The sequence below is a fragment of the Ruania zhangjianzhongii genome (assembly GCF_008000995.1).
Classification (GTDB): Bacteria; Actinomycetota; Actinomycetes; order Actinomycetales; family Beutenbergiaceae; genus Ruania; species Ruania zhangjianzhongii.
The window spans coordinates 3,201,743-3,224,974 of record NZ_CP042828.1; the positions used below are offsets into that span (position 1 = coordinate 3,201,743).

Sequence of the window (23,232 nt, forward strand, 5' to 3'; positions counted from 1 at the left end):
GTGCACCCGAACCACTGACCCTAGGCTGGTATCGAGGTCTTGCGCCGACCGGTCCAGTGATGGAACGCCAGGTTCAGCACGATCGCGGTCAGGGCGCCGATGGTGATGCCGCTGCCCAACAGGTCCGCCATCCAGGTCGGCACGGCCTCTTTGACGTCGGGCTGTGCGGTGACATACATGGCAATGCCGAGGCTGCCCGCCACGATCATCGAATTGCGATGATCCTTGAAGTCGACTCCACCCAGGATCTCGATACCGACGACCGCCACCATGGCGAACATGGCCAGCGACGCGCCGCCGAGCACAGGTGACGGTATCGCCAGCACCAGGGCGGCCAACTTCGGGAACATCCCGAGCAGGATCATGATCACCCCCGCGGCGGCGATCACCCAGCGGCTCTTCACTCCGGTCAGGCGCACGAGGCCGACGTTCTCGGCGAAACAGGTGTACGGGAACGAGTTGAACACACCGCCGAAGGCCACCGACAGCCCGTCGGCCCGCATGGCCCGGGTGATGTCCTCCGCCTTCGGTTTCCGCTCGACGATCCCGGAGACGGCAAACACGGCACCGGTGGTCTCGATAGCCGTGATGACGATCACCAACATCATCGTCAGGATCGCACTGGGTGAAAAGATCGGTGCACCGAACTGGAACGGCACCGCCATGCCGAAGACCGCTGCATCACCGACCGCCTGGAAATCGGTGTCGCCGATCAACGCCGCCACGACCGTTCCCAGCACCATGGCCAGCAGCACCGCGACGGTCGCGATGAAGCCCTTGAACAGGCGCCGGGCCAGCACGATGAACGCCAGGGTTCCGAGTGCGTACAAGAGATTCTTCGTACTGCTCGGATCCATCGCGTCACCGCTGCCGCCGACGGCCGCGTTGGCCGCTTCTGGGAGGAGTGCCAGTCCGATGATCGTCAGGACAGTTCCGGTGACGACCGGAGGAAAGTACCGCGCCATCTTCCCGAAGAGCGGGGCGAGCGCGAAGGTCGCGATACCGCAGACGATGATCGCCCCGTAGACCGTGCGCAGGCCGTGAGCGCCTCCGCCGGCCGCCATCGCGATGGCGATCATCGGAGCAACACCTGCGAAGGCAATCCCTTGCAGGAGCGGGAGGCGAACGCCGATCTTCCAGATGCCGACCGACTGGAGCAGGGTGGCGACGCCGCAGGTCAGTAGCGCCGCGTTGATCAGGTGGACGAGTTCATCATCACTCAGGCCAATGGCGGATGCGACGATGATCGGAATGATGATCGCGCCGCCGGCGAAGAATGCCAGGACGTGCTGGAACCCGTAGATTCCCAGCTTGGAGATCGGCAGCCGTGCATCGACCGCATCAGGGGTGGCCCGGTCCCGTTGGGTATCTGCACTCATGACAACGCCGGCGCTCCTGTCGGATAGATTCCTGGCATCAGGGGGTAGTGCGGTACTCGTTTGACGCGATCGCACCACCGCCGGATCGCTGGATAGTCCTGGCGGTCCACTCCCCCTTCTTCGGCGAGGGCGACGTCGCCGAAGCACGCGATATCGGCGAGCGAGAGGTTCCCGACGATGAAGTCGTGCCCGCCCTCCTCGGCGAACCACAAGTGTCGGTCCAACAGCTCGAGAAGGCGATGCCCCTGCGCTCGTGCTGCCTCGACGTCTTGCCCCTGACCGTTGAACAGGATCGGGTCGCCGAACGCCTCGTAGCGTCGTGCGGCGGCGAGGCTGTCCGCCAGTCTGTGCGCGAAGAACACCCAGTCGAAGATTCGGGCGCTCCGGTGGGCATCGGTTCCACCAGTCAGCCGGCTGTCCGAGTCGTATCGGCGGCACAGGTAGAACAGGCAGGCCTCGGTACCGTGGACCACCGGACCCGGTTCTCCGGCCGGCGAGTCACGGACGGCCACGGTCAGCGGTTCTCGAGGAACTTCACCGTCGCCCGGCCGGTACGTCTCCAGGGCGATCGACTGGTACTCAAGACCCAGGATCTCCAGGAGCGTCCGCACCGTATAACCTTCAGATGAGGTCTCGTCATCGTAGAGCGTCAGCATGCTGGGCCGTCCTCAGAGGTCGAGCGTGAGCGTCGGGGACAGGGAACGAGAGACGCAGGTCATCAGGGACCTCCCGGCCGCCTTCTCCTCATCGTCCAGGTACACGTCCTGATGGTCCGGCTCACCGCCGATCACCGTGACCCGGCAGGTACCGCATGCGCCCTGCTCACAGGAAGAAGCCACGGACACGCCTGCGGCGCGCACGGTCTCGAGGATCGTCGCGCCCGGTTCGACCGTGAGGTTCATCACCGAGCGGGAGAGCACGATCTCGAACCGGCTGCTGTCGTCGACGGGCCGGTCGTTGCGGAAGTACTCGAAGTGGACGTTCTCCGACGCCCACCCAGTCTCCCGCGCGATAGCGCGCATGGCATCCAGCATCGGCGGGGGGCCACAGATGTAGAGCTGGGTTCGCTCCCGCTCGGTCCTGCCGAGGATGGCTCGCAGCTCTGCCTCGGTCGCCGTGGGGTTCAGGCCAGAGCGGATGTGGACTCCGTCGAGCTGGTCCAGGCGCTCCTGGAAAGCGACGTCCTCCGCATGCGTGACGAAATAGTGGAGCTCTGCTCCCAGGCCGTGGTACTGGAGCGTCTGGGCCATGGACAGCAGAGGCGTCAGTCCGATGCCACCTGCGATCAGAATCGTTCGCTCGTGGTCCTGCCGGAGCGGGAAGTTGTTGCGCGGCAGCGATACCGCCAGGACGTCGCCGGTGCGCACCGACTCGTGCAGGGCACGCGATCCGCCGGTCGAGTCCGGGGTGCGACGCACCGCGATCACGTAGCTGCCGGTCTCGCCGGGGCCGTTGATCAACGAGTACTGCCGGACCAGGCCGTTCGGGAGCATCACGTCGATGTGCGACCCGGGCTGCCCGCTGGGCAGCGGGACGTCCGTCGTCGATGTCAGCTCGAACGCGCGGATCCCAGGCGCGGTCTCCCGTGCACTGACCACTCGGACACGGGTGGGGAACTCCCGGTACTCGCCTGCCGAGGGAATGGACGAGATCTCAGCCGGGACAGGTTCGTACCTCGGCGATAGACGTTCCGGCTCCGGCCCTAGACCGGTCAGCTCCTCGGCGCGCCGGCGGATCCCGGTCAGCTCGGTGTCCACTGCGCGGAACAGTGCCAGCCGCCCCCTCGCCGAGTGCACCGGTAGCGCGGGATCCAGCACCGTCCTGATGATGGAGCGCCCACCGTCCACCGGCTGGACAAAGAAGACCGCGACCCCCGGCACGTTGACGCCGAGCGCACCCTGCTGCGTCGCGGCGCGGTCCTGGCCCGCCACCTGCGGCGGGCTGGTCAGCAGCACCTGCAGGACGTCTATCGGCTTCGCTGCCACCGGCATCGGCCGCGCCACCAGACCGGACGGTACGGCCGGCGGCTCACCGACTGGCTCGCCGATACTGCTCCAGACCAGCCCGGAGGCCACCCGGGTCGGGAACGTCCGATTGGTGATCGTGCGGGCAGGAGCGTTCGCCGGGTGCGCGGGAATGTAGGTGCACGCGGCAGTACGGTTCGCGTACCTCCACCCGTGGTACTGGCACTTCAGCTCGCGGCCATCGTTCTGCGCGATGGTCAGCCGCACCCCTCGGTGCAAGCACCGGTTCTCCCACACGTTGATGTAGTCGTCCTCGGCACGCCAGATCGCCAGCTCCTGGCCGAGCAGCTGACCGTGATAGACGTGGAACTGTGGCACCTTGTCGGCGGCGGCCACCGGGTGCCACAGGTTCGTCAGCTCACCGAGGAAACCTCGAGCCTCATCGTCGGGCTGGTCGCTGGGCTGCGTCATGACACTGCTGCCGTCGTGCGTCGTCATCGTCAGACCGCCCCGGGAATGACGCCGTAACGGACACCGAGCTGTGACAGCATCCGTCGATAGGAGACGCCGGTCTTGTCCGCGCGGATCGGTGTTTCCGCACGCGGGTCGAGCGGGAGGCGCCGGGGCAGCTGATTCTCCAGGATGGGTTTGTCGTGGCCGAAGATGTCGACCTGAAACCGGCGCAACGCCCAGTCGGGACTGTCGTCGTCCAAGAGACAGAGCCACATATGCGCACGAATGTGCTCTTCGTCCAGCGGCTGGATGAACAACGCCACCGTGTCGAAGCGTTCCGGTTGCTTTGCGTTCGACTTGAAGAGCGCTGCGCAGTTCGGGTGCATCACCCGGTAGGCGTAGTCCACCTCGGCCCCCTCCGTGCTGTCCATCGCCGCTTGTGGCTGGTAGAACACACACTCCGTGGCCCAGATCTCGTGATCGGCCACCGAGGACGTGACCGTGTAGTCCTTGACCTCTGTGCGCGGCTCGTCGCCCAGGACACCCGGATGGACGAAGGGGAAGTGCCCCATGTCGAGGAAGTTCTCCATACCGCGACCGGCCGACGTATGCACCATGATCGATCCCGCGTGCAACAGGCGGCGATCGGCCTCGTGTGCCTCGGGGATATCGAAAAGGTCCCTGGGCTCACCCAGCGAGGTCCACAGGTAGCTGAAGCGTTCCTGGACCGGGAGCTCCTCATCGGGTCGGTCCTTCCGGGTCGCTCGGAACGCGCCGCCCGCGGTCCGCTCGATCCGCAGCGGAACACCCAAGAGCTGGTCGTGCCATTCTCCGTGCGAGGGAAGCTGGGACAAGGCGCCGATCGGATGCCACAGGTCCAGCAGCACCCGATCCCGGCACTCGGCCGAGTTTCGGGCGTCAGAAAGCACAGCCAAGGAGTTCATCGTCGATCCTTCCTCTACCGTGACCGGGAGGGGATCGTTACACTCACGCCGTGCGCATGGTGCCGTTCCGGAGGTCATCACTAACCACGGACCTAGCAGAAAGTCACTCCCGCTTGCTGCTTAGTTCGGCAAACTAACACGCGTCGATGAGCGGTGCAAGCACCTGACGACGCGTCGATCTCGGATGGCGACATGGTGCACGTGAGGCGCCTGATCGGCCGCTCCGTCTGGCGACCAGGCGGCCCGGCGTGGCGGAGCGGCCGGGCCACCTGTGCAGCAGTGACGGTGTCGCCGTCAGGAACCGAGCAGCTCCGCACGCAGCCGGGCCACGTGCCCGGTGGCGTCGACGTCGTACTGGGCGAGGCGCACCGACCCGTCCGGGTTCACCACGAAGGTGGACCGGCGCACGCCCTCGAAGGTCTGGCCGTTCATCGTCTTCGGACCCCAGGCACCGTAGGCCTCGGCCACCGAGTGATCGGTGTCGGCGGCCAGCGGGAAGGTCAGCGATTCGGCCTCGGCGAAGGCGCGCAGATCCTCGACCGGGTCCGGGGACAGACCGATCACCTGGTAGCCGGCAGCGGCCAGCGAGGACAGGTTGTCCCGGAAGTCGCAGGCCTCGGTGGTGCATCCGGGAGTAGCCGCCTTCGGGTAGAAGTAGACGATCACACCCTTGTCCGCTCCGGCCCGGGCCTCGGTCAGCGAGACCTCGGCGCCGTTCTGGTCGCTCAGGGTGAAGTCTGGGGCAGTGTCCCCTGCAGTCAGCGTGGTCATCAGGCCATCCTTTCGTAGGCAGGCACGGTGAGGAAGTCGGCGTACTCGTCGGAGACGGCCACCTCCAGGAACAAGGACTTGGCGTCGTCGTAGTCGGACGGCTCGCCGGGCAGGGTGGGGACCACCTCGGCCACCAGCTGCTCGACCAGGTCGGCGGTGACCACCCGGTGGGTGTCGGCGAGTTCGATCTCGTTGTGCAGCCACTGCCAGATCTGTGAGCGGGAGATCTCCGCAGTGGCGGCGTCCTCCATCAGGTTGTGGATCCCGACCGCACCGAGCCCGCCGAGCCAGGCGCGCAGGTACTGCAGCGCCACGTCGATGTTGTTGCGCAGGCCCTCCTCGGTGACCTCGCCGGGCGTGGCGGCGATATCGAGCAGGTCGGCTGCCGTGACGGACACGTCCTCGCGCTTGTTGTCGATCTGGTTCGGGCGCTCACCCAGCACCTCGGTGAACACCTCCCTGCAGGTGTCCACCATGCCGGGGTGGGCCACCCAGGAGCCGTCGAAGCCGTCGCCGGCCTCGCGGGACTTGTCCGCACGAACCTTCTCGTACGCAGCGGCGTTGACCTGCTCGTCCTTGCTCGGGATGAATGCGGCCATCCCGCCGATCGCGTGCGCCCCGCGCTTGTGACAACTACGCACCAGCAGCTCGGTGTAAGCCCTCATGAACGGCACGGTCATGGTGATCGCGTTCCGGTCCGGCAGGAGGAACTCCTTGCCCCGGGTGCGGAAGTTCTTGATCACCGAGAACAGGTAGTCCCAGCGGCCGGCGTTCAGGCCCGCGGAGTGCTCCCGCAGCTCGTAGAGGATCTCCTCCATCTGGAAAGCTGCCGGAATCGTCTCGATCAGGCAGGTGGCCCGGATGGTGCCGCGGGCGAAACCGAGCGTGTCCGAGGCGAGGTTGAAGGCGTCGTTCCACATGCGCGCCTCAAGGTAGTGCTCCATCTTCGGCAGGTAGAAGTACGGGCCCTGACCCTTCTCGATCTGCCGCAGACCAGCCGTCGCCACGAACAGCGCAAAATCCACCAACGCGCCCGAAGTGGGCTCACCGTCCACCAGGATGTGCTTCTCGTCCAGGTGCCAGCCGCGCGGGCGGACCACGATCGTGGCCAGCTCCTCGTCCGGTTTCAGGGCGTAGGACTTGCCGTTCTCCGCGGTGAAGTCGATGCTGCGGTTGATCGCGTCCAACAGGTTGACCTGCCCGCCGATCACCGAGCTCCAGTGCGGCGTGTTCGCGTCCTCCTGATCGGCCAGCCACACCTTCGCACCGGCGTTCAGGGCGTTGATCGTCATCTTCTTGTCGGTCGGGCCGGTGATCTCCACCCGGCGGTCCACCAGTCCGGGCGCCGGCGCGGCGACCTGCCAGGTCTCGTCCGCCCGGACGTCGGCAGTCTCGGCCAAGAAGTCCAGGGTGCCGCCGGCGGCCAGATCGGCCACCCGCTTCTCCCGAGCGGCGAGCGCCTCGGCCCGGCGGCCGGCCAGCATCCGATGCAGTTCGACGATCAGCTCCTGGGCCGGTTCGGTGAGCACCTCCTCCGCACGCTCGGGTAGATCGCCGACGATCTCGATTCCGCTGACGTTGCCCATCTCGTCTCCCATGCCTCGAAGCTCCTCGCGCCTGCCCGCGGTCGCCACGGTACCGCCGCCCGCCAACGTGCGCTCTCGGGCGAGCGAACCAGGCTGCCCCAGATCGGTGACGAGTGGAGATTCCGCATTGCGGACTTCCGCTTTCTGAAAACGATACCAGGTCTCTCGATCTCAAGAGAAATTCTGATCCGCTATCGCCTCTTGACGTCGATCGAGTCAGCGGGCTAGCGTGCCGTTCGCCGGATGAGGACGTCCGGTCGGCGGAGCAGCAGACGCCGCAACACCTGAGCTGGCGGCGCTTCGCCCCGGCCAGTGCCGCCGCAGAGAGGCAGCACGGCAATGAGCACACTGTGGTTGCAGAACCCGTTGGCGATCCACCTGGGCGCCGAGACCCCGTCCGAAGCCGCTGCCGGTGGCATCGTGGTAGACACCACGGCTGGCACCGTCACCGAGCTGGTCGCTTCCGGCGCGCAGCCGTCGACCGTGCCGGAGGCGACCTTCGACGCCTCGGCGCACGTGATCACCCCGGGCCTGATCAACACCCACCACCACTTCTATCAAACGCTCACCCGGGCCTGGCCGCCGGTGGCCAACAGCAAGCTGTTCGACTGGCTGGTGGCGCTCTATCCGGTGTGGGCGCGCCTGGACGCCGAGGCGATGCGGCTGGCCACCACTGTGGCGATGGCCGAGCTGCTGGAGTCCGGCTGCACCACCGCCGCCGACCACCACTACCTGTTCCCGGACGGCGCCGAGGTCAGCATCGACGTACAGGTCGAGGTGGCCCGAGAGCTCGGGATGCGCGCTGTGCTGACCCGCGGCTCGATGAGCGTGGGAGAGGACGAGGGTGGTCTGCCGCCGCAGCACACGGTGCAGGACTCGGCGACGATCCTCGCCGACTCGGAGCGGCTGGTCCGCGCTTACCACGAGCGAGGTGACGGCGCGCAGATCCAGATTGCCCTCGCCCCCTGCTCACCGTTCTCCGTCTCCACCACGCTGATGGCCGACAGCGCTGCCCTCGCCGAGGACCTGGACGTTCGGCTGCACACCCACCTGGCGGAGACGCTCGACGAGGAGGACTACTGCCTGGAGCACTTCGGGATGCGCACCGTGGACTACCTGGAATCGGTCGGCTGGCTGACCGACCGGGCCTGGCTGGCGCACGGCATCCACTTCGACGACGGTGAGATCGCCCGCCTCGGTGCCGCCGGCACCGCCGTGGCACACTGCCCCAGCTCGAACATGCGCCTGGCCTCGGGAATCGCCCGCGCCGTGGAGCTGGAGGATGCCGGCGCCCCTGTGGGCATCGGCGTGGACGGCTCGGCGTCGAACGACTCTTCGAACATGATTCGGGAGGTCCGGCAGGCCCTCTACCTGCAACGACTGCGCTACGGCGCCGAGACCGTCACCACCGGGAGGGCGTTGGACTGGGCCACCCGCGGTTCGGCCGCGGCCCTCGGTCGCACCGATATCGGCACCATCCGCGCTGGCGCCCAGGCCGACCTGGCGCTGTTTCGCCCCGAAGGGCTGGCCTTCTCCGGGTCGCACGACCCGCTGACCGCGCTGCTGCTGTGCGGTGTGGAGCGGGCCGACCGGGTGATGGTGGCCGGCAGCTGGCGGGTGGTCGACTCCCACGTGGTCGGCCTGGACACCGAGTCGCTGATCGCCCGGCACTCCGAAGTCGCTCGGCGGCTGGTCGCCGGCGCTTAGGCCGGTGCCACCTCGCGTGCATCTCGGTGCGCGACGAACAGGGTGATGTCATCGAACAGACCGGCGGAGGGATCTGTGTCGAGGTCGGTACGGATCCGCTCCACGGTCGCCTCGGCGGAGCCTGGTGCGTGCGCCACGAGCTCGAGCAGTCGCTCCTCGGAGTACCGCCGGCCGTCGGCACCGACGGCATCGGTGACCCCGTCGGTGTAGACCAGGAGCGTCTCCCCCGGCGCGATCTCCTCACTCTGGGCGGCGAAGGTCATCTCCGGCAGCATCCCCACCGCCGGCCCGGTGGGCTGCAACTGTGCGCGCAGACCGCCCGGGCCGGTGATCACCGGTGGCTCATGACCGGCGTTGACGTAGATCAGAGCGCCGGTCTGGGCATCGATGATCCCGAAGAACATCGTGGCGAACATGTGGTCGCGATCGTGAGTGCGGGCGATGTAGTCGTTCACCGTGCTGACCAGCTCGCGCGCCTGCGCCACGGTCTCTCCGCCGGCGGTGATGATCCGCGCAGCCAACGCCCGCATCAGGCTGCGGACCAGCGCCATGAACAGCGCGGCACCGACTCCCTTGTCGCACACATCGGCCACGACCACGCCGGTGAGCCGACCGCCCGGCAGGGCGAAGGCGTCGTAGAGGTCGCCGCTGACCCGGCGCGCAGGCTGGAACCATGCCGCCATGTTCCAGCCTGCACAGGTCGGCAGCGTCTCCGGCAGGAAGCCGGCCTGGATCTCGCGGGCGATGTCCAGCTCACGCTCCAGGCTCCGCGCGTGCAGCTGCTCCCGGTCGTGCAGCCGTTTGCGGGCGAGGCTGGCACCGACCCGGGCGCGCAGGATGTGCGGGTTGAACGGCTTGGGCAGAAAGTCGTCAGCGCCCAGCTCCAGCCCCTTGATGATGCTCTCGGTGTCGTCGAGTGCGGAGATCAGGATCACCGGCAGGTGGCGCAGGCTGTCGTCGGCCTGCATCTGCTCGAGCACCTGGTAGCCGTTCACCTCCGGCATCATGATGTCCAGGAGCACCAGGTCGAAGGTGCCGTCGCTCAGCTGGTCGAGCGCTTCGCGCCCGTTACCGGCGACGGCGGTGGCGTGCCCCTCGCGGTGCAGTCGCCGCACCAGGAGCTCACGGTTGACCTCAGTGTCGTCGACCACGAGGATTCGCGCCTGGTCATCGGCCATCGCGGTCATGGCGCCACCTCGGCCGAGACCAGACCGAGCTGGCGCAGGTAGGGCAGCACGTCCAGGGTGGCGCGCTCGCCGCGGTCGATGATGTCCGGGATCCGGTCGGTGTCGGTGACGCTGATCGGTGTCTCGAACTCGGGCATGATCGGCACGATCTCGGCGTGGTGCACGGCGCTGTAGAAGGCGTAGGTGGACCGCAGCAGGTGGTTGGTGGTCATCGACAGCGACTGCCGGGCGACACCGAGCAGCGAGCTCATCTTTCCCAGCGCTGGTGTCTCGAACCCCATGGCGAGGATGATGTCGGCGCCCTCCCGGATCGCCAGGCTGATCGGCAGCGGATCGGAGACGCCACCGTCGACGAGCAGCCGGCCGGCGATCGGCCAGGGCCGGAGCAGCAGCGGCATCGCGATACTGGCCCGGACGGCGTCGGACACGGTGCCCGAGGAGAGCCCGACCCGTTCTCCCGAGTGCAGGTCGGTCGCGGCGATGTGTAGCGGGATGCGAGTATCGGCGAAGCCGGCATCGCCGTAGAGCTCAGCCAGTGCGGTCTCGATCCCGCGGTCATCGACCAGGCCCATCCGTTCACTGAAGCCCAGCCGGCCCGGCAGGAGGCTGCGCAGCAGCGAGCGGTAGTGCACCCGGCTGAACAGCCCGTGCCACATCCGGAAGCTGTGCGCCTCCGCCTCGCGCGCATCCATGCCGAGCGCCATCGCCGCGGCATACAGGCTGCCACCGCTGCAGCCGACGACGAGGTCGGGCCGGATGCCCTCGCGCTGCAGCACCCGCCACATCCCCACGGCGGCCGCGCACTTCACACCCCCGGAGCCGATCACGATCGCCAGCCGGGTTCGCCTGCCAGGCGAGCCGACGCCGTCGGCCGGGTGAGGCTGTTCCGCAGTCATACCGGCCCCTCCAGTGCCTGGCGCAGATAGTTCAGCTGTGCCTCGGCCGCTCGCTCCCCCTCCTCGATCACGTACGGGATCTCGTGCGTGTCGAACAGTCGCACCGGCCGGTCGAACTCCGGCAGCACCGGGATGATCTCGGCATGGTGGGCCAGGTTGTGAAAGGCGTAGTTCGCCCGGAACAGGTTGTTGGTGTAGATGCTGTTGACCTGGAACGCGTAGCGCGTGGCCGAGCGGACCCGTTTCGGGAACGGGCTCTCGAACCCCATCGCCAGGATCACGTCCGCACCCTCCCGGATGGCCACATCCACCGGTAGCGGATCCGAGGCGCATCCGTCGAACAGCGAACGGCCGTCCACGGTCCAGGGCTTCCAGATGTACGGGATGGCGATACTGGCGCGCACCGCATCGCGGACGTACCCGCTGCCCAGCGGCACCATCTGGCCGTTGGCGGCATCGGTGGCCACGATGTGCAGCGGCACACCGGTGTCCTCGATGCGGCTCTGGCCGAACAGCTCTTCGAGCGTGGTGAGCAGCTGCCGGTCGCTGATCATGCCGAAGGAACCGTCGAAGCCGAAGGCACGGGGCATCGCCGCGGACAGCAGCGAGCGGAGGTCCCTGCGTCTGGTGAGCTCCGGTGTCCACAGCTCCCGGGTCAGGCGTTCGCAGGTGTCCACATCGTGCCCGAGCGCCATCACCGAGGCATAGAGGCTGCCGCCGCTGCACCCCACCAGCAGATCGATGTCGATCTGCTCGCGCTGCAGCACCTTCCACAACCCCAGGGCAGCGGCGCACTGCACGCTGCCCGAACCGATCACCAGCGCCACCCGCTTGCGCGACGACCGCGCCGCCGCCACCTCGGCCGTGGCCGCCGTGTGCACCCCGGCCGTCTCGACCGAGCCCTCCCCCGCACGCTCAGGCGGCATAGCTGCTCAGTGCGCTCGGCACATCGTCGTAGACCTTCAGGATGCTGGTGAAACCGCTCAGCTCCAGCACCTTGCGCACCGGCGCCTTGATGCTCGCCAGGCGAAGGTCGCCGCCGTGCTGGCGGGTCTGCTTCACCGTGGCCAGCAGCGCGCGCAGGCCGGCGCTGCTGGTGTAGTCGACCTCGGCCAGGTCAGCGACCAGCTGGGTATGGCCCGCCTCGACGTAGCCCTGCAGCGTGCCCAGCAGGGTCTGCGCCGTCAGTCCGTCGACGCTGCCGGTGATCACCACGACCGCGGCATGCTCCTGGCGGTGAATCTCGATCTCCATGGATTCCTCTCCCGTCACCTAGTGCGATGGCCCGTCGGGCCCCGCGGAAAGTTCTTTGACCAGCGTGAACACGTTGCCCATCTCGGCCACGTCCTCATGTCTGACCTCGTCCATCACCCGGCGCACCAGATGCCAACCCAGCCCACCCAGGGCGCGGTGCTCGCCGCCGGTGGCGAGGTCGGGCGTCGGCAGCTCCGCCGGGTCGAATGCCGGCGCCTCATCGGTGAGCGTGACGGTGATTCGCGCCGGAGTGGCGTCGATCCGCACGCTGACCGGACCCGGCCGGCCGCCGTAGCCATGCTGGAGGATGTTGACGAAGACCTCCTCGGTGGCCAGGCGCACGTCCGAGGCATCGTCGGCATGGGCACCCACGCTGGTACAGGAGCGCTCGACGAACGCCACCAGACCGGCGAGGTCGCTCACCTGGGTGGCCTGGTAGCGGCCATCGTCTCCGCCCCGATCGCTGCTCACGACTGGGCGCCGTCTCGAGTGACGGCGGCGATCTTGGCCGTCAGGCGTTCCAGGTCCACCGGCTTGGTGTCGAAATCGTCGCAGCCGGCCGCGAGGGCACGCTCGCGGTCCTCGGTCATCGCATGCGCTGTCAGCGCGATCACCGGGATCGTCGCAGTACGCGGGTCCGACTTGATCTGGCGCGTGGCTTCCCAGCCGTCGGTCACCGGCAGACCGAGGTCCATCAGCACCACGTCGGGCTGTTCGGTCCGGGTGGTCGCCACGGCCGCGGCCCCGTCCGTCGCCGTCACCACGAGGTGCCCGCGGCGCACCAGTCGGCGGGAGAGCATGTCCCGGTTCATCTCGTTGTCCTCGACCAACAAGATCTTCATACCGCCGCCTCACCGGTCACGCGCGAGCGTCCCTTCGGTCGAGGATCGTCGAGGGCGCGGCGCACCTCCTCCTCGAGCTGGTCACTGGTGTAGCGACCCTTCGCGATGATCGTGCCGGCCCGCGTGGACAGTTCGCTGCGCTCGGCGTGGCTGAGGTCCTTGCTGGTGAGCACGATCACCGGCAGCTCCTGCGCATCCGGCCGGCCGCGCAGTTCGTCGAGGAAGGCGAAGCCGTCCATCCGGGGCATCACCAGGTCGAGCAGCACCAGTGCCGGCTCGCCGGCGTCCAGGTGCGAGATCGCCTCGACGCCGTCCGCGGCCTCGATCACGGGCCAGCCCGCCCGTTCGAGCTGGCGGCGCAGCATGTCCCGGGTGGTGGTGTCGTCGTCGACCACCAGGATCGGCTGGTCCGGTGTCGCAGCGCCCAGGTGGCGCCGAACCGTCTGCACCAGGCGGTCGGCAGCGACCGGTTTGACCAGGTAGTCGGCCGCACCGAGCGCCAGGCCGAGCGTCTGTTGGCCGGTGACCGAGATCATCACCACCGGGATCGGCGCGAGCTGCGGATCGGCTTTCAGCTGCGCGAGCACGTTCCAGCCGTCCGTGCCGGGCATCCGCACATCGAGGAGGATCAGGCTGGGCTGCAGCTCATGCGCCCGGTGCAGACCGTCGTCACCATCGCTCGCCGACTCCACGCGCAGCCCTTGTCCCGCAAGCACCCGCTGGACGAGCTCACTGCCCGGGCCGTCATCGTCGATCACCAGCACGACCGGGCCGGGGGCGGGCTCCGCGACCGGTCTGGTCTCGCCACCGGCGTCGTCCTCAGCCCCAGCCCCGCGATCAGCACCGTCCTTCGCCATGGCGTCGACCGGGATCCGGATGGTGAACGTGGTGCCGGTCCCGGGCGCACTGCGCAGGTCGATGTCCCCGCCCAACAGCTGCGCGCAGTGCCGCGAGACTGCCAGGCCGAGGCCGGTACCGCCATACTGGCGCGTGGTCGAGGAGTCGGCCTGGGCGAACGGCTGGAACAGGCCCGCCTGCTGCTCCGGCGTCATGCCGATGCCGGTGTCCTCCACCTCGAACACCATCCACTCCCCCGCGGCCAGCGTCTCTCGTCGCGCGCGGAGAAAGATCTCGCCGTCGGTGGTGAACTTCGCGGCGTTGCCGAGCAGGTTGAACAGCATCTGCCGCAGCTTGGTGACGTCGGTGTGCATCTGCCCTGGCGCTGAGGCGTCGAGCGTCAGCCGGTTGTTCGACTTCTCCGCCAGCGGCCGGACGGTGGCCAGTACGTCCTCGAGCACCGGGGAGACGTCCACGGCTTCGAGGTGGACCTCCATCTTCCCGGCTTCGATCTTGGACAGGTCGAGCACCTCGTTGATCAGGCCGAGCAGGTGCTGACCAGCGCTGTGGATCTTGTCCAGGTCGGGCACGAGGTGGTCATCGCCCGCGTCCCGGGCTTCCTCCTCGAGCAGTTCGCTGTAGCCGATGATGGCGTTCAGCGGGGTGCGCAGCTCGTGGCTCATGTTCGCCAGGAACAGGCTCTTCGACCGGTTGGCGGTGTCGGCCTCCTCCTTGGCCTGCGCCAGCTGGTCGTTCTTCTCCTCGATCTGGAGGTTCTGCGCCTCGAGCAGCTTGCGATTGTGCACGAACCGTTTGCTCTGCAGGTACGCCTGCAGCGCAAACACGGAACTGATCAGGAAGATGCCGACGATGCTCGCCGCCGTCGGCAGAGTCGGGGCGTCGAGCTCGATCGCGAAACCGGTGAGCAGCCCGCCGCCGAGCACACCGAGTGCCAGGCCGACCGCACCACGCGCCCCGAGGCGTGCCCCACCCACCCCGAGATTGCCGAGGTTGACCCCGGTCACGAACATGATGCTCGGCCACAGGCTGAAGTGCATCCCCGCCGCCCAGGCGCCGACCAGCACGGAGTCGATGAACAGGTTCCAGTGCTCAGCGCGTTTTGAGTCGCGGCTGTAGCGGGCGTGTAGGTACGCCAGCTGGGGCCAGACCAACCCCCACAGCAGCAGTAGGGCGATCACCCTGGCATCGGCCCGGCCGGAGGCGTGGAAGACCGAGTAGAAGATCGCGATCAGCAGCGGAAAACAGGTCATCCGGACGATGTAGTCGAGCCGGACGATCGGGTGCAGCCTCGGCCTGGTCACCTGCGCACCCTCCTCGGCACGCGGACCACAAACCCTCGCGTAGGCAGCACAAAGCGCACTCGGGGTATACCTGCGGACCGGTTCTCCCCCGAGGGCGGGTCCACTCCAACGAAGTGCACGGCACCACTCTGCCGTACCCGCGACCTCGTGTCAGCAGTTTGACTGGTCAGGTGTCCGGCGAGTCGCTATTCAGATGTCAGCCGAGCCGCTCCTGCACCAGTTCACGCACCCGTCCGGCGTCGGCCTGACCACGGGTGGCCTTCATCACCGCACCGATGATCACACCCATCGGCCCGAGATTCCCCGAGCGGATCTTCTCTGCGATGTCCGGCTGCGCAGCCAGGGTGGCGTCGATGACCTCCAGCAGCGGGCCGTCGTCGGAGACCACCTCCAGACCGCGGGCGGTGACCACCTCCTCCGGCGAACCCTCACCGGCGAGCACCCCCTCGAGCACCTGGCGGGCGAGCTTGTCGTTCACCCGGCCGGCCTCGACGAGACCCTGCAGCTCGGCCACCTGCTCCGGGCTGGCACCGACCTCGGCCAGCTCCACACCACGTTCCTTGGCGGCACGGGCCAGCTCGCCCATCCACCATTTGCGCGCGGCAGGGGCGGTGGCGCCGGCCGCCACGGTCGCCTCGATCACCTCGAGTGCGCCCGCGTTGACCACGTCCCGCATCTCTTCTTCGGAGTAGCCCCACTCCTCACGGAGCCGGCGACGGCGCACGGCCGGCAGCTCCGGCAGGTTGCTGCGGATCTCTTCGACCCAGTCTCGAGACGGTGCCAGCGGCACCAGATCCGGCTCGGGGAAGTAGCGGTAGTCATCCGCATCGGACTTCACCCGGCCACTGGAGGTGCTCGAGTCCTCCTCGTGGAAGTGGCGCGTCTCCTGCAGAACGGAACCTCCGCCGTCGAGCACTGCCGCCTGGCGGGAGACTTCGTACCGCACCGCCCGCTCGATGGAGCGGAAGGAGTTCACGTTCTTGGTCTCGGTGCGCGTCCCGAGCGGTGCGTCCGGGGACGGGCGCAGCGAGACGTTCACGTCCGCGCGCACGTTACCGCGCTCCATCCTGGCCTCGGACACCTGAAGGGCGCGGAAGATGTCCCGCAGCGCGGACACGTAGGCCCGCGCGACCTCGGGGACCCGGTCTCCGGCTCCGGTGATCGGCTTGGTGACGATCTCCACCAGCGGGATACCGGCGCGGTTGTAGTCCACCAGGGAGTAGTCGGCGCCCTGCAGCCGGCCGGTGCTGCCGACGTGCGTGTTCTTGCCGGCGTCCTCCTCCATGTGCGCGCGCTCGATCTCCACCCGGAAGATCTCCCCGTCCTCGAGCTCGACGTCCAGGTAGCCCTCGTAGGCGATCGGCTCGTCGTACTGGGAGGTCTGGAAGTTCTTCGGCACGTCCGGGTAGAAGTAGTTCTTCCGGGCGAACCGGCAGGTCTCGGCGATCTGGCAGTTCAGCGCCAGCCCGATCCGGATCGCGTACTCCACCGCCTTGCCGTTGACCACCGGCAGCGCCCCGGGCAGGCCGAGGGAGACCGGGGTGACCGAGGTGTTCGGCACCTCACCGAAGGAGGCGGGTGCGTCGTCGAACATCTTCGTGGCGGTGCCCAGCTCCACGTGCACCTCGATGCCGAGCACTGGGTCGAACCGGGAGATGGCGTCGTCGTAGTCGACCAGCGTGGTCATGCCTTCACCTCGATCTCAGGGGCGCGGGCCAGCAGCGGTCCGCCGTTCGCCTCGTTCAGCCGGGCCTCCAGCGCGGCACCCACCCGGTACAGGCGCTCATCCGCGCGGGCCGGGGCGAGTACCTGGAACCCGACCGGGAGGCCGTCGTCGCTCAGCCCGTTCGGCACCGAGAGGCCGGGCACGCCGGCCAGGTTGGCGGGGATGGTGGCCACATCGTTGAGGTACATGGCCATCGGGTCATTGGTCTTCTCCCCGAACCGGAACGCGGTGGTCGGCGCCGTCGGCGAGACCAGCACGTCCGCAGTCTCGAAGGCGGCCGCGAAGTCCCGCTGGATCAGGGTGCGGACCTTCTGCGCGCTGCCGTAGTAGGCGTCGTAGTAGCCGGCGGAAAGCGCGTAGGTGCCGAGGATGATCCGGCGCTTGACCTCATCACCGAACCCGGCGCCGCGGGTAGCGGCCATCACCCGCTCAGCGGTGACCGGGCCATCGGATGGCTCCACCCGCAGCCCGAACCGCATCCCGTCGAACTTGGCCAGGTTGCTGGAGGCTTCCGAAGGCAGGATCAGGTAGTAGGCGGCCAGCGCGGCGTCGAAGCTCGGGCAGGAGACCTCCACGATCTCCGCCCCTGCGCCGCGCAACTGGTCCAGGCTGGCCTCGAACGCTGCGCTCACCCCGGCCTGGTAGCCCTCGCCGCCGAGTTGGGTCACCACGCCCACCTTGAGTCCGGTCAGGTCGCCGCTGGCGCCCTGTCTCGCGGCGTCGGCGTACGACGGCGGAGCTTCCGGGAGGGAGGTGGAGTCACGTGGGTCATGGCCTCCGATGAGGTCGTGCAGCAGCGCGGAGTCGAGCACCGTGCGCGAGCACGGCCCGGCCTGGTCCAGGCTGGAGGCCAGCGCGATCAGGCCGTAGCGGGAGACGCCGCCGTAGGTGGGTTTGACCCCGACGGTGCCGGTGACCGCGGCCGGCTGGCGGATCGAGCCGCCGGTGTCAGTGCCGATCGCCAACGGGGCCTCGTAGGCGGCCACAGCGGCAGCCGAACCGCCACCGGAGCCACCGGGGATCCGCTCGGTGTCCCACGGGTTGCGGGTGGGGCCGTACGCCGAGTGCTCAGTGCTGGAGCCCATCGCGAACTCGTCCATGTTCGTTTTGCCGAGGATCGGCATCCCGGCCCCGCGCAGCCGGGAGACGATGGTCGCGTCGTAGGGCGGGATCCAGCCTTCGAGCATCTTCGAACCGGCGGTGGTGGGCTGGCCCTGGGTGACCACGACGTCCTTGACGGCGATCGGTACCCCAGCCAGCGGGCCGAGCTCCTCGCCGGCTGCACGGCGGGCATCGACCTCGGCGGCGGCGGTGAGTGCTTCGTCGGTGTTCACGTGCAGGAAGGCATGCACGGCACCGTCCACGGCAGCGATCCGGTCCAGGTGCGCCTGCGTGGCGGCCACGCTGGAGACCTCGCCGGCGGCGAGCTTGGCGGCGAGGTCTGCGGCGGTCAGGCGAGTCAGGTCGGCGCTCATACGTCTTCCCCCAGGATCTGCGGTACCGCGAACTGCCCGTCCTCGGCGGACGGCGCCTGCGCGAGCACCTCGTCGACCGGCAGCGTCTGGCCGACCACGTCCTCGCGGAGCACGTTCGTCAGCGGGATCGGGTGGGAGGTCGCGGGCACGTCATCGCCGGCTACCTCGGAGACCGTGGCCACGGCCTGGACGATCACGTCCAGCTCCCCGGCCAGCTTCTCGATCTCCTCGGGGCCGAGGTCGATCCGGGCCAGCGCAGCCAGGCGTGCGACCTCGTCAGAGTTGATGGTGGACATAGCCAGAAGTCTACCGACGGCGCGGACGACTCCCGACCGTCGGCGGACCCCGATCACAATCCCTCGAACCCGCTCCCGGCCCGGCGATCTCCCCGGCTGCCTGCCCCACGGAATCCACGTGGAGACTGGGAATCCGGTTGCAACTGGATTCCCAGTCTCCAAGTGGATTCCGACGGGTGCGAACGCCAGGACGAGCGGGCGGGCGCGCGAGGCCCCCTGAATGGCGGTTCAGAGCATCCTGGCGGCCAGGTAGATCACCCAGCACGCCACCGCCGCGTAGGCGATCACGTTGATGATCTGACGGCGCACGGACAGCGCCCAGGTGATCGCTACCGCGCCGATCAGCGCCCAGATGGCGGGCACCGTCCAGTGCACCAGGAACGCCCGGACACCGCCGCCGGTGGTGGTCGGCGCAGCCACTGTCGCAAACGCGACCGCGAGCGCGGCGCAGACGATCGCGATCAGGATGCCGAGCGCCCGGCGGTGTCGGTGGGCGAATGCCTGCAGCGGTGGTACCGGGCGGTCCTCGGCCTCGGTGGGAGCCGCTTCCGCGGAAGCGGGTGCGTCGGCCTCTTCCGCGGAGGCGTTCGCCTCGGCCTCTTGCGCGCCAGCGCCGCCGGGCACCGACCCTGCCTGGGCCGCCACAGCGCCCGGCGCGGGGTCCTCGCCACCGGAGGCTCCGCCGTCGGGCATCGCACCGGAAGGACGGACCTCGCCGAGCACCTCGGCGCGCGGACGGGTGACCTGCACCGCCTCGGCCGCAGCCTCGGCCGCAGGCGCTTCCGCGGAAGCGCCCGGCAGCTCGCCGCTGACGTCCCACAGGTGGTGCACCAGATCGTGCACCAGGTACTGCAGCAGCGTGGTGACCGTGAACGGTGCGCCGTCGCTGCGCAGTCCGCGCCGCTGCACCGCCTCCGGCGGCACGGCCTCGGCCGCCGCGGCCAACGTCTCCGCGGCCGCGAGGATCTCCGCGGACACGGCCTCCGGGTCCAGCTCGTGGTAACGGCCGGCGAGCGCCGCCTCGTTCGGATCCCAGTCCGGAAAGGTCGGCTCGTCCTCGGTCAGGATCAACGCCAGCCGATCGGTGAACAGGCCCAGCGCGTCCCGGGTGTGCGCGCCGTACTCCAGCGGCGACCACACCTGCGGTTGCGGCCGGTCCCGAACGTCCGCGCGGAGCAGCACCACCGGCCACACCTGCACCTGGGCACGGATCACTGCGGGGATCTCCGCCAGGGTGAGCACACCGGCGTCGAGGCTGCACTGCGGGCAGCGCTGCTGCAGTACCCAGGTCCAGTCCTTGGTCTCCGGTGGCACCTCGGGGAGTTGGCTCGCAGGCATGGGGCTCACGCTACCGGTCCCGGTCGCCTCACCAGTCTCCGCGGCGACGGAACCGGATCTGCCCGCCCGGGCGCAGCTGCCCCGACGCGTCGGCCGCATCGTCGGTGAGTACCCCGATCACCGGGTAGCCGCCGGTGACCGGGTGGTCGGGGCCGAAGATCAGCGGCTGCCCGTCCGCCGGTACTTGCACCGCGCCGCGGACCACCCCCTCCGAGGCCAGCTCGCCACGGCGGGCTCGCTCCAGGCCGGCCCCGTGCAGCCGCACACCCACCCGGTCACCCAGGTCGGTGACGGTGTACGGCTCGGCGAACAGAGCGGTGAGGGCGCCGTCGGTGAACCAGTCCCGCCGCGGGCCGGGGAGGAGGTCGAGCATGTAGGGCGCTCCGTGCCAGCCCGGCGCCTCGGCTTCAACAGTGGCGATCACGGCTTCTCCGGCGCCCGCCTGCAGCACATCGCCGGCCTGCAGTGGCGGCGGGCCGAGCGCTGCGAGCGTGTCGTAGCTGGCGGAGCCGAGCGTCCGGCCGGTCAGCACGCCCTGCGGCAGCGCCAGGTAGGTGCGCATCCCCCACTCCGGCACCCCCAGGCGCAGCTCGGCACCCGCCGGTAGCCGGAGGACCGGACCGCCGGTCCGGGTGCTGCCGCCACCGGCCACGACCTCGATCGGCGCGGGCGCGCCCGCGAGCGCGACCACCACGGTCTCCTCGGCCCGCAGCACGAGCCCGCCAAGGGTGGTCTCCAGAGCGGGGGCGCCGTCGTCGTTGCCGAGGAGCCGGTTCGCCCGGCGCAGCGACCGGCGGTCGGCGGCACCGGACTCGGTGACCCCGAGACCGGCATACCCCGGGCGGCCCAGGTCCTGCACCAGAGTGAGCCCGCCGGGGTCGAGCACGGTAAGCGTCATCGAACCGCCTCGAACCGCACCCGCATCCCGGCCTGCAGCCGCGCGGGCGGGTCGGCGGCCGGGTCGAACATCACCGTGTCCGTGTGCCCGATCAGGTGCCACCCGCCCGGGGACGTACGCGGGTAGACGGCCGAGTACTCCCCGGCGATCGCCACCGCTCCCGCGGGGACGGCCGTGCGCGGTGAGTCCAGGCGCGGCACGTGCAGGCTCTGGTCCAGACCCGAGAGGTAGGCGAACCCGGGCGCGAAGCCCAAGAAGTCCGCGGTGTAGGTGGCCGCACTGTGCCGCGCGATCACCTCGGCGGTGCTCAGCGAGGTGAGCCGCGCGACCTCGGCCAGGTCGGCGCCGTCATAGACCACCGGGATCGCCGCCGTGGCCGGCTCGGGGGCGGCGTCGCCGGGTTCCCGAGCCAGCTGCTGCAGCCGGGTGGCCACCCGGCTGAGCTGATCGGCCCGGTGCACGGTGACCAGCACGGTGCGGGCGGCGGGCACCACGTCAAGCACTCCGGGCAGCTCGGCGGCGAGGATCGAAGCGGACAGGGCGTGCGCAGCGGTCAGCGAGTCCAGCTCCACCAGTACCGCCCGCTCGCCACTGGGGCGCAGCACCGCTGCGCTCATGTGAACGCCCGCGGCGCGAGCCGGGCATCCTCGAGTGCGGCGCGCACCCGGCGGGCGAGGCCAACGGCTCCCGGGGTGTCACCGTGCACGCAGAGCGTGCGCACGGGGAGCGACACCGAGGTGCCGTCCGCCGCTGTCATCGTGCCGGTGCGAACAAGCTGGGCGACCCGGGCGGCCACCTCGTCCGGATCGGTGATCACCGCACCCGGCTCGGATCGTGGCAGCAGCGCGCCGGTCACGGCGTAGCCGCGGTCCGCAAATCCCTCCGGGTAGGCGAGCAGGCCGCGGGCTTCGGCCAGCCGGAGCATCAAGCCACCGGGAGGTCCGACGACGGCGCAGCCCACCTCGGCCGCGACCTGCACCACGGCCCGGGCGTGCGCGGGTTCGCGAGCAGCCGCGTGGTACAGCGCGCCGTGCGGCTTCAGGTAGGTCACAGCCGCCCCGACGGCGGTCGCTGCCTGGATCAGTGTGCTCACCTGGGTGCGCAGCTGCTCGGTGAGAGTGTGCTCGTCGATCTCCTGTGGGTTGCGGCCGAAGCTCTCCCGGTCCCAGTAGGAGGGATGTGCGCCGATCCGTACGCCGGCCGCCGCTGCCTGAGCGCACACGGAGCGCATCGAGCCGGCGTCGCCGGCGTGTCCGCCACAGGCGACGTTGGCGCTGGTGACCACGGTGAGCATGGCGGCGTCGTCGCCGATGCCTTCACCGAGATCGGCGTTCAGGTCCAGGACGGTGGGTGCCGAGGTCACCTCCCGATGATCCCACGCCCGCCTCCACCCGGGCAGGTGCGCAGGCCCGTCAGGACTCGGTCCAGCCGCAGTAGGAGACGAAGTTCGGGTCCTCGTCCTGCAGATAGGTGACAAAGTCCCAGCCGTCGATCTCCTCGCTCAGCCAGCTGTCCGCGCCGTCGACGATCACCGGCGTCACCTCGGGTGAGGCGGGCTCGAGGCCGGGGGCCACGACCACCTCACCGTCGCGGTCACCGGGTTCGACCATCATCGGGCAGGCACCGCCCCAGGAGGCGAACGGCTCGGTCTGCACCAGCCACGGCTGGCCGTCCTCGCCAGTGCTGACCTGCACGGTGCGGGTCACTTCGATGTTCGCCCCGGCCGCACAGGAGGACTGCCAGCCCAGCTGGGCCTCCTCGATCACGACCCCACCGCCGTCTGCCGCGGTGACCGAGTCCACCTGGGTGTCACAGTCGCCGGAGCCGGCCAGTGGGTAGGGCAGCTGGGTGAGCTGCTCGCCGTCGTTCAGCCAGACGAACCAGGTGGTGGAGACCCACTGGAAGTTCTCTCCGCCGAGGTCGGCGGAGAAGGACAGCGAGGCGACCACGTCCTCGTCGCCGTCCTCGTCCATGTCCAGCAGCAGCGGGTCGTCCTCGCCGAGCTCGAACCGACCCTCACCCTGGTCGAGCTCACCGGTCCCCGCCCCGTCGCTGAGCTCGATGGCCACCGGGGCCTGGTAGGCGGTGGCGTACTGCCACTCCTGCTCGCCCAGGTCCACACTGGCTGGGTCGAACGGTTCCGGGCTCGGCTCGGTCGTCTCCTCCGGCGGCTCGCTCGGCTGGCTGCTCGACGGTGTGGACGGTGGCGGCTCCGGATCCTCGCCGGCACAGCCGACCGCCAGCAACAGCACGGCCACCCCGCACCCGATGCCAGCTCTGCGCATATCCCCTCCCCGGTCGATCCTTCTGCCCGGGCAGGCTATCGCTCTCGGCACCCGCCGATGAACGCGGGTGGG

Annotated in this window: 22 protein-coding genes; 1 reads left to right on the forward strand and 21 read right to left on the reverse strand. The window is 69.2% G+C overall.

Annotated elements, in window-relative coordinates:
* Positions 1–20 precede the first annotated feature (20 nt).
* From FU260_RS14950 to aceB, 6 genes are all read right to left on the reverse strand, one after another.
* A complete protein-coding gene (locus FU260_RS14950) occupies positions 21–1,457 on the reverse strand; it encodes a nucleobase:cation symporter-2 family protein (RefSeq protein WP_235912477.1) in 1,437 nt (478 codons plus the stop codon).
* Positions 1,376–1,990, reverse strand: a complete 615-nt coding sequence (locus tag FU260_RS14955) for a glutathione binding-like protein (protein ID WP_168211783.1) — start codon at positions 1,988–1,990, stop codon at positions 1,376–1,378. Before FU260_RS14955 ends, FU260_RS14950 begins: the two co-directional genes overlap by 82 nt.
* Positions 1,991–2,047: 57 nt before the next feature.
* A complete protein-coding gene (locus tag FU260_RS14960) occupies positions 2,048–3,814 on the reverse strand; it encodes a Rieske 2Fe-2S domain-containing protein (protein WP_147917787.1) in 1,767 nt (588 codons plus the stop codon).
* 29 nt (positions 3,815–3,843) lie between these two features.
* Complete coding sequence (locus FU260_RS14965; protein WP_147919521.1) at positions 3,844–4,740, reverse strand: aromatic ring-hydroxylating oxygenase subunit alpha; 897 nt, start codon at positions 4,738–4,740, stop codon at positions 3,844–3,846.
* A 294-nt stretch (positions 4,741–5,034) separates the two neighbouring features.
* Positions 5,035–5,511 carry a thioredoxin-dependent thiol peroxidase gene (gene bcp, locus FU260_RS14970; RefSeq protein WP_147917788.1) on the reverse strand — a complete coding sequence of 159 codons (477 nt, stop codon included), beginning with the start codon at positions 5,509–5,511 and terminating at the stop codon, positions 5,035–5,037.
* Complete coding sequence (aceB, locus tag FU260_RS14975; protein WP_147917789.1) at positions 5,511–7,109, reverse strand: malate synthase A; 1,599 nt, start codon at positions 7,107–7,109, stop codon at positions 5,511–5,513. Before aceB ends, bcp begins: the two co-directional genes overlap by 1 nt.
* A gap of 327 nt (positions 7,110–7,436) precedes the next feature.
* Between aceB and FU260_RS14980 the strand changes: the two genes are divergently transcribed.
* Entirely contained in the window at positions 7,437–8,804 is a 1,368-nt protein-coding gene (locus FU260_RS14980) for an 8-oxoguanine deaminase (protein ID WP_147917790.1), read from the forward strand.
* On the opposite strand, the gene FU260_RS14985 is transcribed toward FU260_RS14980, so the two are convergent.
* From FU260_RS14985 to FU260_RS15055, 15 genes are all read right to left on the reverse strand, one after another.
* Positions 8,801–9,991 carry a PP2C family protein-serine/threonine phosphatase gene (locus tag FU260_RS14985; protein ID WP_147917791.1) on the reverse strand — a complete coding sequence of 397 codons (1,191 nt, stop codon included), beginning with the start codon at positions 9,989–9,991 and terminating at the stop codon, positions 8,801–8,803. The two genes, FU260_RS14980 and FU260_RS14985, sit on opposite strands and share 4 nt — an antisense overlap.
* Positions 9,988–10,887: a patatin-like phospholipase family protein gene (locus FU260_RS14990; RefSeq protein WP_168211784.1), complete on the reverse strand. Its 900-nt coding sequence runs from the start codon at positions 10,885–10,887 to the stop codon at positions 9,988–9,990. Before FU260_RS14990 ends, FU260_RS14985 begins: the two co-directional genes overlap by 4 nt.
* Entirely contained in the window at positions 10,884–11,813 is a 930-nt protein-coding gene (locus FU260_RS14995; protein WP_147917793.1) for a patatin-like phospholipase family protein, read from the reverse strand. Before FU260_RS14995 ends, FU260_RS14990 begins: the two co-directional genes overlap by 4 nt.
* Positions 11,803–12,141 carry an STAS domain-containing protein gene (locus FU260_RS15000; RefSeq protein ID WP_147917794.1) on the reverse strand — a complete coding sequence of 113 codons (339 nt, stop codon included), beginning with the start codon at positions 12,139–12,141 and terminating at the stop codon, positions 11,803–11,805. The genes FU260_RS14995 and FU260_RS15000 overlap by 11 nt, the downstream gene beginning before the upstream one ends.
* A gap of 18 nt (positions 12,142–12,159) precedes the next feature.
* Positions 12,160–12,612, reverse strand: coding sequence for an ATP-binding protein (locus FU260_RS15005; protein WP_168211785.1), 453 nt, complete (start codon positions 12,610–12,612; stop codon positions 12,160–12,162).
* Positions 12,609–12,983, reverse strand: a complete 375-nt coding sequence (locus FU260_RS15010; RefSeq protein WP_147917795.1) for a response regulator — start codon at positions 12,981–12,983, stop codon at positions 12,609–12,611. Before FU260_RS15010 ends, FU260_RS15005 begins: the two co-directional genes overlap by 4 nt.
* Positions 12,980–15,142: a response regulator gene (locus tag FU260_RS15015; RefSeq protein WP_147917796.1), complete on the reverse strand. Its 2,163-nt coding sequence runs from the start codon at positions 15,140–15,142 to the stop codon at positions 12,980–12,982. The genes FU260_RS15010 and FU260_RS15015 overlap by 4 nt, the downstream gene beginning before the upstream one ends.
* A gap of 196 nt (positions 15,143–15,338) precedes the next feature.
* Positions 15,339–16,829, reverse strand: a complete 1,491-nt coding sequence (gene gatB, locus FU260_RS15020; protein WP_147917797.1) for an Asp-tRNA(Asn)/Glu-tRNA(Gln) amidotransferase subunit GatB — start codon at positions 16,827–16,829, stop codon at positions 15,339–15,341.
* Positions 16,826–18,343, reverse strand: a complete 1,518-nt coding sequence (gene gatA, locus FU260_RS15025; RefSeq protein ID WP_147917798.1) for an Asp-tRNA(Asn)/Glu-tRNA(Gln) amidotransferase subunit GatA — start codon at positions 18,341–18,343, stop codon at positions 16,826–16,828. Before gatA ends, gatB begins: the two co-directional genes overlap by 4 nt.
* The gene (gatC, locus tag FU260_RS15030; RefSeq protein WP_147917799.1) at positions 18,340–18,639 is read right to left on the reverse strand and encodes an Asp-tRNA(Asn)/Glu-tRNA(Gln) amidotransferase subunit GatC; all 300 of its coding nucleotides are present in this window, start codon (positions 18,637–18,639) and stop codon (positions 18,340–18,342) included. The genes gatA and gatC overlap by 4 nt, the downstream gene beginning before the upstream one ends.
* 228 nt (positions 18,640–18,867) lie before the next feature.
* Positions 18,868–19,977: a DinB family protein gene (locus FU260_RS23845; protein WP_147917800.1), complete on the reverse strand. Its 1,110-nt coding sequence runs from the start codon at positions 19,975–19,977 to the stop codon at positions 18,868–18,870.
* 28 nt (positions 19,978–20,005) lie between these two features.
* Complete coding sequence (locus FU260_RS24190; RefSeq protein WP_147917801.1) at positions 20,006–20,875, reverse strand: 5-oxoprolinase subunit C family protein; 870 nt, start codon at positions 20,873–20,875, stop codon at positions 20,006–20,008.
* Entirely contained in the window at positions 20,872–21,492 is a 621-nt protein-coding gene (gene pxpB / locus FU260_RS24195; protein WP_147917802.1) for a 5-oxoprolinase subunit PxpB, read from the reverse strand. Before pxpB ends, FU260_RS24190 begins: the two co-directional genes overlap by 4 nt.
* Complete coding sequence (locus FU260_RS15050) at positions 21,489–22,238, reverse strand: 5-oxoprolinase subunit PxpA (protein WP_147917803.1); 750 nt, start codon at positions 22,236–22,238, stop codon at positions 21,489–21,491. The genes pxpB and FU260_RS15050 overlap by 4 nt, the downstream gene beginning before the upstream one ends.
* 49 nt (positions 22,239–22,287) lie before the next feature.
* A complete protein-coding gene (locus FU260_RS15055; protein ID WP_147917804.1) occupies positions 22,288–23,160 on the reverse strand; it encodes a hypothetical protein in 873 nt (290 codons plus the stop codon).
* Positions 23,161–23,232 lie beyond the last annotated feature (72 nt).